The following is a 12435-nucleotide window of genomic DNA, read 5'->3' on the forward strand; positions in this document are numbered from 1 at the left end:
CGGTGTCATCCGGGCCCGTCGGGCGGGCCACCCTCCCAGTCCGGCCGGGGTCGCCCACCCACACGCACACCACCTGGTCGAAGCGCCGCCGCACCGACGCCACCCCCGCCAACGCCTCCCGCGCGCCCGTGACCAGCACCAGCGCCCCGCCGGCGGCGGCCCGCCGCACCCCGTCCACCGGCGGCTCGGCGCCCGGAGAACGCTCCACCAGCGCCAGCCGGTCCAGCACCTCCTCCGCCTCCGCGGCCCCGCCCTTGACGGTCAGCAGCTCCCCGGCCCCGGTCAGCACCCGGACCGGGAACCGGTGCCGCGCCGCCGACCAGGCCACCGACGCGGCCGCGTCCACGGCCAGCTCGAACTCGTCGTCCCCGCCGTACGCGTCCGGCCGGGTGTCGAGCAGCGCGGTCGTGTACGGCAGGCTGACGTCCACGAGCTCCTTGACCATGAGCGTCCCGGTGCGGGCGGTGGAGCGCCAGTGGATGTGCCGCAGGTCGTCGCCGATCACGTAGTCGCGCACCCCGTTGAACGTGATCGTCCCGCTCGGCGAGCGGGAGGCGGAGCCGTCGAGGTGGCGCTGCCGGCCGGAGTTCAGCGGCTCCAGCGGCACCGTGCGCGGCCTGACCAGCAGCAGGTCGGTCTGCCCGTACGAGGTCGTGCGCCGGGCCAGCCCGAACGGGTCGGCCCGGTCCAGCAGCAGCGGCCCCACGGGCGTCTCGCCGCGGCGGCGGGTGGGCAGCCGGTAGGAGATGGTCCTGGTCGAGTTCCTGGCCAGGGGCGGGATGTCCACCTCGATGGCGGTGCCGCGGCAGGAGTCCTGGGCGGCCAGCCCGTTGCGCCGCCAACGGCCCCGGTTGGTGACGCGCAGCATGGCGATGGCGGCCTCCCCCCGGGCGACCTTGACGGGGGTGACCTCGCGGCGCACCCCCAGCCGTGGCCGCCGCAGCGTCCACAGCAGGCTGACGCCGACGGCCGCGACGCCGCCGGCCGTCAGCGCGCCCGCCTGCCCGTAGCCGAGCGGCGCCGCCACCGCGTACAGCAGCAGCGACGCGACCAGCACACCCCACCCGGCCCTGGTGATCATTCACACTCCCAGAGGGGGGCGGCGGGGAATCCCCCCTTCGGGGTGGCCATCATCGTGTCGTTGATGTATCCGCTGCCGCTGGGCGACTGGACCTTGTTCCAGATGTCGCTGCCCTGGCCCGTGTACGGGTCGGTGTAGTTGGTGCCCTTGACCTGGCACAGCACGGTCAGGGTGATGTAGCTGCCCTTCGTGATCCTGCCCGCCTCCCCGCCCGGCCCGGGGCCGGGACGGATCAGGGTGTCGGTGTCGTTGTTGTTGGCGTTCTGGTACTGGCCGGCCGGCGGGTTCAGGCCCGCCTTGGCCTCGGCGCGCTCCTGGCCCTCGCCCGCGCCGTTCTTGGCGCGCAGCGTCCAGGTGTACTCCTGGCCGTTCTTCAGCCCGGTCACCTCGGCGCTCGTGCCGTCCACCGTGGCGGGGTGCTGGCCGGGGCCCTCCAGGATGTAGCTGACGTCCTTGGCGTTCTCGGGGGCCGACCAGGTGAGGTCGGCGCCGTGGTTCTTGCCCTTGGCCTCGAAGCTGGCCGGTCTGCCGGGCGCGACGCAGGGACGTACGGGGATGGTCGGGTCGGAGACGGACTCGCCGCCGTCGTACAGGGCCGCCACCCGGAAGGTGTACTCCTGGTCGCACTGCCCGCCCGTCACCCGGAACTGGAACGGGCCGTCGGGCGCGACGCGGTCCGGGGTGACGTTCGCGCCGGACGGGGCGCCCTTGAGCTCGTACCCGGTGGCCTTGCCCTGGCCGGACGGGGTGAACACGATCTCCATCCAGCCGGGCCCGGAGTTCGCCGTGACGGTGCCGGGCGGCCCCGGGGTCGGGGTGGGCGTCGGTGTCGGTGTCGGGGTCGGCGTGGGAGTGGGAGTGGGCGTCGGGGTGGGGGTCGGCGTGGGGGTCTGGCTCGGGGGCGGGCTGGGCGTCTCGGAGTGCTTCGTCGGCGTGGGCGTGGACTTGGGCGTACGCGTGACCGTGACGGTCGGCCGCGAGGTGGGCCGGCCGGTGGTCTGCTTGGTCGGGATGGTCGTCGGCGGCACCAGCGTGGGCGAGCCGGTCGGGATCGGCAGCGGCGTCGGGGTGTCCTTCTGGCCCAGCGCCTCGTCGTACTTGCCGACCCGGTGCGCCCTGCCGTCCTGCTCGATGACCAGCGCCGTCTCGCTGAACTGGTCGTTGACCCAGAGCAGCCCGTCCTTGACGAACACCTCCAGCGGCCCCGCCTTGCCGGTCACGACCTTCTCCGGGTCGAACCGCTTGGCGACCGTGTCGTACACGATCAGCCGGCCGCTGCTCTCGTCGGCGATGTAGACGCGGCGGCCGAGGGCCTGCGGCGCCCCGAGCTTGCCGCCCTTGACCGACACCGTGCTGATCGCGCCGCTCGTCGTGTCCACCAGCACCAGCGCGCCCTGCTTGGGCGCCAGCATCGGGACGATGCTGCCCTCGGCGATCGCGGGCATCAGCATGCCGCCGCGTCCCGCCTCCGTCACCGTGCTGGGCAGGCTGACGGTGAGCCGCGCGCCGCCGGCGCCGATGACCATCGCCGACGCGGAGGCCGAGTTGGTGACCAGCGGGACGCCGCTGGCCATCGTCAGCGTGAGCGGGTCGCCCGGCTCGCCGACGGTCACGGACTTGCCGCGCTGGGCGCCGTTGATCTGGGCCAGCGCCCCCTCCTGCGGGACGGGGACCCAGAGCGTGCCGTTCTTGTCGATCCCGGCCTGGCCGAGCGGCGGCTTGAGCGTGATCGCCGCGCCGATCGTGTCCACCGTCAGCGGGTCCACCTGCTGGACGGAGCCCACCTGCGGGTCGATCGCGTACGCCTTGCCCGCCCCCATCACCAGCTGCATGCCTCCGGCGCCCAGGCTCTTGCTCTGCGCGACCTCCAGCTGGGTCGGGTCGATGCGGCTGACCTGGCCCGTCGACTCGTCCACGACGAGCACGCCGTTGCCGTCCTGGACCACCTTGAGCTGGTCGCCCTTGGCGGCGGCCAAGTCCACCCGGCCGTCCACCTGCCCCGACATGCCGTTCGCGTGCACGACCTCGCCGTTGAGCGCGCTGGCCAGCCAGGCGCCGACATCGGAGAGTTTGGGCCGGGCGCTGGACACGCCCGTGCCGAGGAAGAACCCGATGCCCGTCAGGACGGCGACAAGCGTGAGCGCGATGAGCCCCGCCATTCTCCGCCGCGCTGCCTTACGCCACCGAACGGCCACCAAAATTCACATCCCGCGACATATATGCATAGACATACCGCGGACACCCTATGGAGGGCGCGGCAGGGCGTGAGCACTCTTCAAACAACCTCGAAGTGTCGGCGACCCTGTGCGGCGAGGACGTTCCCGGGGGCCGGTCAGGGGATCTGCCGGCGGCGGTCGTCGATGGCCTGCAACTGCTCGTCCATCGAGGACTCGAACGACTCCAGCACCCGCGTGAAACCGTCCTCCAGCAGGTCCTGCGTGGGCATGGCCTGACCGAGCGTCTCGGCCATGACCTCCTTGACCCTGCTGTCCACGTCGTTCTGCGCGAGCTGGGCGGCGAGCAGGATCTCCGCGGCCAGCCGGGTGCTGTCCAGGCGCATGGCGCGGGGCGCGATGACCACTTCCGTGAGCCGGCCGTTCGCGCCGGCCGCCACCTGGATCTGCCCGTCCGCGCCGGTTCCCCGGCCGACGACCACGTCGATCTCCTTGCGGATCTCCTCGACGCGAAGCAGCATCTCCTCCGCCTGGGCGGTGACCCGGTCGAGGTCCTCGGGGCGGAATTCCGCGGAGTTCATAGGGGCAGACTCGCAGATGGCCACCCCTATTCGGGCATATTTCCGGAAATGCGGAAGTGTGAGGAAGATTATTGATTCCTGTCCCTTTTCTACTGCAAAGTTACGTGCAGGTTACAGAGGGATGATTTCTGGGGGTGGCCGATGAGAATCGAGCCCGCCGCGCTGCTGGACGGCGCGAAGGCGTGTGAGGAGGTCGGCGCGCTCGTGCAGCCGGCCGTCGAGACGTTCCGCACGTCGGCCGCGCCCACGGATGACTGCTTCGGCCTCGTCGAACGCGGCGCCGACGAGCTGGCCACCTCCTACCGGGCCTTCTACGACGAATTGCTCGCCTTCGCCGACGACCTCACCGCCAAGCTGGGGGAGACGGCGGTCGGCCTGCGCGAGAGCGCGACCCGGCTGGGGAACGGCTGACATGGCCGGGCCGCTCGACCCGATCACCGACCTGATCAGGACCCTCCGCAACGCCATCGCCTCCATGGGCGGCGAGGAGCAGGAAACGCGCCTGCTGGCCATGGCCGACGCCTGCCTCGGCTTCCAGTCCGCCCTGAAGCAGGCCGACCCGAAACTCTCCCCCGTACCCAAGTCCCTGGACGGCTGGGAGGGCGCCGACGCCGACGTCTTCCGCGACAAATGGGCCAACCACCTGGACCAGCGCTTCCGGGCCGCCGCGGTCGACAACCTCGGCGCCGCCGCCGAGGTGCTCAAGCAGTCGGTCGAGGCCACCCGCAAGACCCGCAAGGCCCTGAACGACCTCATCGAGTCGCTGCTGATCTCCATGGCCGCCGGCGCCGCCGTGTCGCTCGCCTCCGCGGGCCTGAGCACCTACGCGGCCTGGGCCTCCACCGCCACCCGCGGCGCCACCCTGGCCAACGGCATCCTCAGCAAGTTCGCCGCCTTCCGCTCCGCCGCCACGGCGCTCATGCGCACCCTGGAGGTCGTCGGGAAGTCGCGGCTGGTCCGCGGCCTCAGCATGTACGGCTCCCAGGGCTTCAAGCAGGTCGCCCTCAACACGCTGCGCAAGTACGGCCAGATCTACGGCTGGTCGTTCGGCGGCAACATGCTCGCGGGCGGCGTGGCCCGGGGCGTCTTCGGCCAGAACCCTTTCGACGTCTCGATCCTGTCGCTGGCCCAGACCGCGAACGCCTCCACCGTCGCCGGGCTGACCGGGCCTCTCGGCGCGACCAACTTCTTCACCCAGCTCGCCAAGACGCGCCCGCTCCTGACGAACGTCACCAACGGCGCCATCGCCGGCGGCGTGCCCGCCTTCTGGAACGCCCGGATCGAGGGCAAGTCGTGGGGGCAGACGTGGAGTGACGTAGCCCTGTTCTCCGGCATCGCCGGGGGCTTCAACGGGGCCGTCGGCCGCGCCTTCAACCCGGCAGCGGGGCAGCGGGGGCTGCCGTCGCCGCAGTGGTTCAAGAGCCTGCCGCCGATGGCGCAGAGCTCGCTGCTGGGGTTCGCGCCCAGCGTGGGGCTCCGGGTCGCCGTCCCCTTCGCGCCCTCGGCCCCGCCGCTGCGCGTGTCCGACCCGCCGGAACTGCCGGGAGGGTAGCGTTCGTCGCTGGGTTTCGTCACTGGTCGAGCAGTTCGCGGAGCTTCCTGGCGTACGCCCTGGGATGGGTGAGGTTGCCGTTGTGCCCGCCGGGGAAGTGGATCAGCTCGACGCCCAGCAGCCGGGCCAGCTCCTCCGAGCAGCGGTAGTCGAAGATCGTGCGCGGGGTGGTGATCCCGGCGATGGGGACGATCGGCGCGTCCTTGAGCGCCGCCGGGTCCAGGTGGTCGTCGATGATCGCCGACCAGTCGTGCTCGACGAAGTAGCCGAAGTTCGCCACCCGCTGGGGTGTCATGGGGAACGAGGTCAGGTCCGGCTCGGTCGCCTGGGTGGCCACGTCGATGCCGAGCGTCCTGCCGATCTCCTTGAGCACCGCCGGGAGGCCGTCGCGGCGGTAGATCTCCTGCCCCTCGGCCAGCTCCTCCTTGTGCGCCGCGCACTCGTCCGGAGGCAGCAGCCACGGCGCGACGGGCTCGTGCGCGATCAGCCTGCTCAGGCGGCCGCTGCCGGCCAGGTGCAGGCCGATGGTGGCGCCGAAGCTCAGCCCCAGCATCGGCACCGGCTCGCCGCCCGTCACGTGGTCGATCAGGCGCAGGACGTCATCGGCGTGCCGCTCGACCTCGGTCCGCTCGCTCCGGGCGCTGCGCGAGAGGCCGCGCCGGTCGTACGTGATCACCGTGTGGTCCGTCACGAGCTGGTCCACCAGGTCGGCGCTGCGATCGGCGTCGCCCTCACCGCTCTGGGAGATCAGCAGGTACGGGCCGGTGCCGCGCACCTCGTAGTAGATGGTGCCGTCGAGTTCCATGCCTCGGAGCATAATCCATCACTCTTGATGTATCAAGCGTGATGGATTTCATCCCAGGGCATCTCCTCGAAGAGGCCGATCAGGCGTGCCATGGCCGCCTCGTCCAGCCGCAGCGGCACACCGTCCACGCTGCCGACCGGGACGACCCCGTGCGAGTTCGTCAGGAACACCGCCTCGAACTCCCGCAGGTCCGCCACCCGCAGCACCCTGCTTCCGTACGGAACGCCCGCCTTCGTCAGCGCCGCCTCCATGAGCCGCATCGAGATGCCGTGCAGCATGGGCGCCTGCGGCCAGATCACCCGTTGACCGTCGAAGCAGCCCAGGTTCGTGATCGAGCCCTCGGAGATCACCCCGTCGTCCGTGGTGAGCAGCACCTCGTCGAACCCCTCCCGCTCCGCCTCCAGCCCCAGGTAGTGCTGGGGGAAGCCGCCCATGTGCTTGATGTGCGGCAGGAAGCGCTGGTAGCGGGCCGACCTGACGACCTGCGGGGCGGTGGCGACCTCGACGGGCGGCGCGACCGTGGCGAACACGTGGACCTTCTCCACCTCGAACACGTAGACCCGCACGCTCGCGTCCGGCCTGTCGAGCACCGTGCGGATGGAGTCGACCACCAGGCGGCGGTCCACCGGCCGGCCGAACAGCTCCCTGGTGGCCCGGTCGAGGCGTTCGAGGTGGAGGTCGAGGCCGCGCACCCGGCCCTGCCTGACCTGCATCGCGGTGAAGTGCCCGTACCTGGCCAGGACGGCCAGGCCCACGTTCGGCTCCTCGGCGAGCACGCCGTCGATCACGGTGCGGATGATGTCGATCAGCTCCTTCGGAGAGCACGAGGGGTTTTGGGGGAGGTGCTGAGGGCTCAGCGGGTGAGCGTGCGGGGGATGAGGCGGCGGGCCAGCTCCTCCAGCATGGCGAGCGTCTCGGCGATGTCGACCCGGTCGTCGGTGTCGAGGGCCGCGGCCAGCGCGTCGTCCACCGGCGTCGCCCGCACGTCCGCGACCCGCTCGGACACCTGCGCCGACTCCCTGATCAGCGTCCGCCGCCGGTCCCGGGGGTCCGTCATGGTCTCCAGCGCGCCCACCGCCTTCAGCCGCGCCACGGCGGCCGACACGGCGCTCTGCGGCAGGCCCGTACGCGCCGCCACCTCGCCCACCGTGGTCTCCGGGTGGTCACGCACGTCGCTGACCACGATGAGGACCGTCCGCACGCCCGCGGGCTGCTCGCCGATGCCCTCCGTGGGCATGGCCTCCTCGCCGATCTTCATCAGCGTACGCCCGAGCAGGAACAACTCGACCCCGTTCATCCCAGGCACGATACCGGCAGCCTCTCGCCGGGGCGCTAGCCCCAGAACCGCACCTCGGGGAAGCGGTCCGACGGCCGCTCCAGCAGCGGCTCCCGCCGTTGCCGCAGGTGCCGGTCGAGGAAGGCGCCCACGTACGCCCGCGTGATCCCCGCCGCCCGCTCACCCTCGATGGCCGGCGCGGGCAGCCCTACCTGCGGCCTGAGCACGGCGTAGTCGGTGAACGCCGCGTGATCCGTGCCCGCGACCGACAGCCACCGCTTCCACCCCTGCACCCGCGGCCACCAGGTGCTCCACGACTCGTCGCCCGCCGGGGTGTGGTTGCTCTCGGTGCCCATCATGAGCAGCGGGCCGCGCATGTCCTGCGGCGGCTGCTTGGGGTTGTAGCTGCCGTCGAGGTTCACGCCGGCCCGTACCCGCCTGTCGGCGGCCATGAGCTGCGGCGCGGTGTTCCCGCCGATCGAGAACCCCACGACGCCGATCCGCGCCGGGTCCACCAGGCGATCCTTCCGCGCGAGGAGCTGGTCCAGCACGAACGACAGGTCGCTCACCCGGCTCCTGGCCACCGCCGCCCCCTTCTCCTCGGTCATCCTGCCCACGCACGCCTCGCACGTCGTGGTACGGCCGTCGGGGAACGTGGTGGCGACCGACTCGTACGTGTGCTCGACCGCCGCCACCAGGTACCCCCTGCTGGCCAGGTCCTCGGCCAGCGAGGTCATCGTCGCCCGGGGGAAGGAGAACCCGGGCGACACGAGCACCAGCGGCAGCGGGCGGCGTGGCGGCACGGCATCGGTGGTGGCGTGCGTACGGGTATTGGCCAGCGTGTCGGGCGGAACGTCCGGATAGGGCTTGAGCACCAGCTCCGACTCCTGCCGCGTCACGTACGGGGCCCTCTTCACGCCGGGCTTCGCGGCGGGATACCAGAGCGACACCATGAGCCGCCGCGGCCCGCTCTCCGGCACCCACGGATCGACGCGGCCGACGTCCACGAGCTGCAACGTGCTCAGCCCGACGGGGTGCCCGCCGGTGGGGCGCGGCAGCTCAGTGAGGCGCGGCAGTTCGGTCAGCCGTGGCGGCTCGGCGGCGGTCCGAGCGTCGGCGGGCGCGGTGATGAGCAGAGCCGCTGTCGTCACGCCGATCGTCACGATGATTTTCCTCATGCGGCCCAGCGTGGGCGAGGGACCCTGGACGCGGCTTGGGGGAGAAGTCGACCGGCGTCCCCTCCTTTCGTAGCGGTCGCTATCGACGATCGTCGCGGGTGGCCGCGCGGCGGGCCCCGTACGCTGGCGGACGTGCAGCTGAGCCGACGGATCGACGCCCACACCCCGATGCTGCTCGGCGGGTGCGTGTTCGTGGCGTCCGTGGTGCCGCCCGAGGGCCTCGCGCTGCTCAGGCCGTCCCACCTCCTGGTGGCGACGCTGGCGGGGGTGGCGGCATGGTACGCGCGGCGCTCGTGGTGGCCGCTGTTCGCGCTCGGCGCGATCTCGTACGTGTGGCTGGTGGTGTGGGCGCCCCTCTTCGTGGCCTCGTACTACGCGGGCACGACCCTGCGCAGGGCCCGGGACGTGGCGCTGCACCTGGGGCTGGTGGCGCTCACGTTCGGCGCCTCCGTGGGCGTCGGCAAGGCCGTCGGCGGACGCCGCGAGATCATCACCGCGACCAGCGTCAACACGGCTCTCCTGGTCATGATCCTGGTCGGACTCCCGTTCGTCCTCGGCCTCTGGACCCGCGCCAGGCGCGACGTCCTGGCCGCCGCCCGGGAGCGCGCCGACCGCCTGGAACGTGAACAGGTCATGCGCGCCGAACAGGCCCGGTCCCAGGAACGCGCCCGCATCGCCCGCGAGATGCACGACGTCGTGGCCCACCGGGTCTCGCTCATGGTCCTGCACGCCGGCGCCCTGGAGATGCGGGCCCCCGACGTCCCGACGGCCCGCACCGCCACCATGATCGGCGACATCGGCCGCGAGGCCCTCACCAACCTGCGCGAGCTCCTCGGCGTCCTCCGCTCCCCCCACCAGCCCGCCGACCTCGCCCCCCAGCCCACCCTCGCCGACCTGGACCGCCTGCTCGACCAGTCCCGCGCGCTCGGCATCTCGGTCCGCCGCCACGACCACGGCATGCCTCGTCCGCTGGGCACGACCGTGGAGCGGACCGCGTACCGGGTGGTGCAGGAGGCCCTCACCAACGTGCACAGACACGCGGGCGACGCGCGGACGGACGTCCACCTGGGGTGGGACGGTGAGGGCGTGCTGCACGTCGAGATCACCGACCGCGGCCCGGCCCCCGCCGCCGAACCGCCCGCCGTCGAACCGCCCGCCGTCGAACCACTCCCCGTCGAACCGCTTCCCGCCGGACCGCTTCCCGGGGCGGGCCGGTCGGCATCGGGCCGTGACACACTCCCTGGGGCCGGCTGGGGGCTGGCCGGCCTGCGCGAACGCCTCGAACTCCTCGGCGGGACCCTCCAGGCGGGCCCACGCCCCGACGGCGGCTACACCGTGAAAGCCACCATCCCCACCCAGGTCGTGGGGGCGTCATGATCCGCGTGCTGGTGGTCGACGACGAGGCCCTCGTCAGATCCGGCCTGCGCCTGATACTCGAGACCACCGACGACATCGTCGTGGTCGGCGAGGCCAAGGACGGCGAGGAGGCCGTCAGCGCGGTGACCCGCCTCAGCCCCCACGTCGTGCTCATGGACGTCCGCATGCCCGGCACCGACGGCCTGACCGCCGCCGCCCGCGTCCTGGCCGCCCCCGCCCCGCCCCGGATCATCATGCTGACCACGTTCGACCTGGACGAGTACGTCCACCAGGCCCTCCGCCTGGGCGCCGTCGGCTTCCTGCTCAAGGACACCCCGCCCCGCGACCTGACGGCCGCCGTACGCACGGTCGCCGCGGGCCAGGCCATGCTCTCGCCCTCGGTCACCCGCCGCCTCATCGACGCCTTCGTCGACAGGGCCCCGTCCCGCTCGGAGTCGGCCCGCAGGCAGCTCGCCGCCCTGACCGGCAGGGAGGAGGACGTCATCCGGGCACTGGCCCGCGGCCTGTCCAACGCCGAGATCGCCCGCGACCTGCACCTCTCGGAGGCCACGGTGAAGGCCCACGTCAGCCGGGTCCTCGCCAAGCTCGGCCTCACCAACCGCGTCCAGGCCGCCATCCTCGTCCACGACGCCGACCTCTGACCCCGGCGTCCCTACGGGCCTTGTTCGTACGGGGCCTTGTTCGTACGGGCCTGTTCGTACGGGCCTGTTCGTGTGGGCCTATAGGGTCGTCAGGCGTGACGGACGACCTGGCATCACTCGCCACCCGGCTGCGCGCCTTCGCCCACGCCCGCGACTGGGAGCAGTTCCACACCCCCAAGAACCTGGCCATGGCCCTGGCCGGCGAGGCGGGCGAGCTGCTGGCCGAGTTCCAATGGCTGACCCCCGAGGAGTCGTCCGACCTCGACCCCGCGACCCTGGCCCGCGTCCGCTCGGAGCTGGGCGACGTGATGACGTACCTCGTCCGGCTGGCCGACATCCTGGACATCGACCTGGTGGAGGCGGCTCACGCCAAGACCGACGAGGGCGAGCGCCGCTACGACCCCGCCCTCTACCGAGGCTCCGCCAGAAAGGCGCCCCCACTCTCCGAAGGCTGACAAGACCCCTCCGGCCAGGGGTTATGCCAACTCTTCCCCCTTTCTTGATACGGCCACCCGGATCGGTTGTCATCAAGGAAGGAACTGCACCTGCGGGCCCAACAGCCGCCTGGGTCATGCGTTGCCCCATCGACCCATGGAGGCACCATGCGTATCCAAGGCAAGATCGCCATGCTGGCGGCGCTCACGCTGACCGCCGCGGGACCCCTCACCGGACCCGCCGCTCACGCCGACGACCCCGCCCCCGAGCCGCAGGCGCAGCTCGTCCCGGCCTGGGACAACCCCGGCCCCCAAGGCAGCACCTCCTACGAGGACGGCTCCCCGGCCGCGGAGAACAAGGCCGCCGCCTGGCATTGCTACCTGTACGTCAGTGACCCGTCGTTCGTGAAGTACAGCGGTCGCTGGCACGTCGAGGGCACCGGCCGCCAGTCGTGCACCGGGTCCGGCTACGCCCCTCAGGGGCCACGGCTCACCCTGCAGCGCTACTTCGGCCTCGGCATCTGGCGGAACGTGGTCCGCACCTCCATCGCGTGGTCGCGCGGCTCGTACGCGGAGATGAGAAAGGCGTGGAACTGCACCGGCTCCGGCAGTGAGGAGTACCGCTGGGTCGTCGACGGCTTCGCCGAGGGCTCCGGCAGGAAGAGGGCGCACGCCTACTCCCTGTACTACCTGCGTGTCATCTGTTAGGGGCTGTCCACCGAGACGGCGGGCGCGTCACGGCCCCGCCAGACCATGATCGCCCAGCCGCGCGGCGTCGCGACGGTCCGCGTGGCCACGCGCAGCTGGGCGATCCGGTGAGCACGAAGGACCCGCGCGTGCACAAGGTGGCGCCCCCGCGGGCTCCAGCGCCTCGTCCGGCTGCGCGCCCAGCCGTTGTGCTCGATGCCGACCCGCTCCTGCTGCTGCTCAGCCGGGCCGGAGCCCGCCTCGATGATCGCGGTGCGGCACAGCGAGGACCAGCCGCCGTCGTACTCGAAGACCGCCCATTCCAGGGCGTCCCCGTGAGCGAACAGCGCCGCCGCGAGGTCGCCGTCGATGACGTCACAGGACAACGGCACCAGATCGGCGTCGTGCGGAACGTCCAGCCCCTGCTCGATGATCCGGCGACTGTGCTCGTCCAGGGCCGGGTGGAACGCTGGCATGGATCGACGGTAAGTCCACCGCGTCCGGCATGTCGAGAAACGGACCCGGACGGTCTACGGTCGACACCCCGGCGGCAAGCGCCGACTTCCAGCCGTCTCCCAGGCGGAGAAAGAGATGCGTCGTCCGGGGCACTACGGAACTCGTCCGAGCCGCTCGGGGACGCCTGAGCCGG

14 protein-coding genes are annotated in these 12435 nt (G+C 72.0%); 6 read left to right on the forward strand and 8 right to left on the reverse strand.

Annotated features, from left to right (window positions below; genetic code table 11):
* From KME77_RS17495 to KME77_RS17505, 3 genes are all read right to left on the reverse strand, one after another.
* The coding region (locus KME77_RS17495) for a DUF58 domain-containing protein (protein WP_219468586.1) at positions 1 to 1081 on the reverse strand (1081 nt) is incomplete at its 3' end.
* Positions 1078 to 3240, reverse strand: a complete 2163-nt coding sequence (locus tag KME77_RS17500) for a fibronectin type III domain-containing protein (RefSeq protein WP_219468589.1) — start codon at positions 3238 to 3240, stop codon at positions 1078 to 1080. The genes KME77_RS17500 and KME77_RS17495, both read right to left, overlap by 4 nt.
* Positions 3241 to 3413: 173 nt before the next feature.
* A complete protein-coding gene (locus tag KME77_RS17505) occupies positions 3414 to 3836 on the reverse strand; it encodes a YbaB/EbfC family nucleoid-associated protein (RefSeq protein WP_219468591.1) in 423 nt (140 codons plus the stop codon).
* A gap of 141 nt (positions 3837 to 3977) precedes the next feature.
* Here KME77_RS17505 and KME77_RS17510 point away from each other — a divergent pair, with 141 nt between their 5' ends.
* Both KME77_RS17510 and KME77_RS17515 read left to right on the forward strand, forming a co-directional pair.
* Entirely contained in the window at positions 3978 to 4247 is a 270-nt protein-coding gene (locus KME77_RS17510) for a hypothetical protein (protein ID WP_219468594.1), read from the forward strand.
* Between the two features lies 1 nt (position 4248).
* Positions 4249 to 5388, forward strand: coding sequence for a hypothetical protein (locus KME77_RS17515; protein ID WP_219468597.1), 1140 nt, complete (start codon positions 4249 to 4251; stop codon positions 5386 to 5388).
* Positions 5389 to 5407: 19 nt separating this feature from the next.
* Here KME77_RS17515 and KME77_RS17520 read toward each other — a convergent pair whose 3' ends face one another.
* The 4 genes from KME77_RS17520 to KME77_RS17535 all read right to left on the reverse strand — a co-directional run bounded on the left by KME77_RS17520 (position 5408) and on the right by KME77_RS17535 (position 8647).
* Complete coding sequence (locus KME77_RS17520; protein ID WP_246609998.1) at positions 5408 to 6193, reverse strand: alpha/beta fold hydrolase; 786 nt, start codon at positions 6191 to 6193, stop codon at positions 5408 to 5410.
* 32 nt (positions 6194 to 6225) lie between these two features.
* Positions 6226 to 6981 carry an aminotransferase class IV gene (locus KME77_RS17525; protein ID WP_219468602.1) on the reverse strand — a complete coding sequence of 252 codons (756 nt, stop codon included), beginning with the start codon at positions 6979 to 6981 and terminating at the stop codon, positions 6226 to 6228.
* Positions 6982 to 7046: 65 nt separating this feature from the next.
* Positions 7047 to 7490 carry a MarR family transcriptional regulator gene (locus KME77_RS17530; protein ID WP_219468605.1) on the reverse strand — a complete coding sequence of 148 codons (444 nt, stop codon included), beginning with the start codon at positions 7488 to 7490 and terminating at the stop codon, positions 7047 to 7049.
* Between the two features lie 35 nt (positions 7491 to 7525).
* Positions 7526 to 8647: an alpha/beta hydrolase family protein gene (locus KME77_RS17535; protein WP_219468609.1), complete on the reverse strand. Its 1122-nt coding sequence runs from the start codon at positions 8645 to 8647 to the stop codon at positions 7526 to 7528.
* Between the two features lie 132 nt (positions 8648 to 8779).
* Between KME77_RS17535 and KME77_RS17540 the strand changes: the two genes are divergently transcribed.
* The 4 genes from KME77_RS17540 to KME77_RS17555 all read left to right on the forward strand — a co-directional run bounded on the left by KME77_RS17540 (position 8780) and on the right by KME77_RS17555 (position 11807).
* On the forward strand, positions 8780 to 10024 hold the full coding sequence (locus KME77_RS17540) for a sensor histidine kinase (RefSeq protein WP_308250742.1): 1245 nt from the start codon (positions 8780 to 8782) through the stop codon (positions 10022 to 10024).
* The gene (locus KME77_RS17545; RefSeq protein ID WP_219468612.1) at positions 10021 to 10665 is read left to right on the forward strand and encodes a response regulator; all 645 of its coding nucleotides are present in this window, start codon (positions 10021 to 10023) and stop codon (positions 10663 to 10665) included. Before KME77_RS17540 ends, KME77_RS17545 begins: the two co-directional genes overlap by 4 nt.
* Positions 10666 to 10760: 95 nt before the next feature.
* The gene (locus tag KME77_RS17550; protein WP_219468617.1) at positions 10761 to 11120 is read left to right on the forward strand and encodes a nucleotide pyrophosphohydrolase; all 360 of its coding nucleotides are present in this window, start codon (positions 10761 to 10763) and stop codon (positions 11118 to 11120) included.
* Between the two features lie 147 nt (positions 11121 to 11267).
* Positions 11268 to 11807, forward strand: a complete 540-nt coding sequence (locus KME77_RS17555; RefSeq protein ID WP_219468621.1) for an alpha/beta hydrolase family protein — start codon at positions 11268 to 11270, stop codon at positions 11805 to 11807.
* Here the strand turns inward: KME77_RS17555 and KME77_RS17560 are convergent.
* On the reverse strand, positions 11804 to 12262 hold the full coding sequence (locus tag KME77_RS17560; RefSeq protein ID WP_219468624.1) for a hypothetical protein: 459 nt from the start codon (positions 12260 to 12262) through the stop codon (positions 11804 to 11806). The genes KME77_RS17555 and KME77_RS17560 overlap by 4 nt on opposite strands.
* Between the last annotated feature and the right edge of the window lie 173 nt (positions 12263 to 12435).

It is taken from the genome of Nonomuraea rhizosphaerae, assembly GCF_019396405.1.
GTDB classification, from domain to species: domain Bacteria; phylum Actinomycetota; class Actinomycetes; order Streptosporangiales; family Streptosporangiaceae; genus Nonomuraea; species Nonomuraea rhizosphaerae.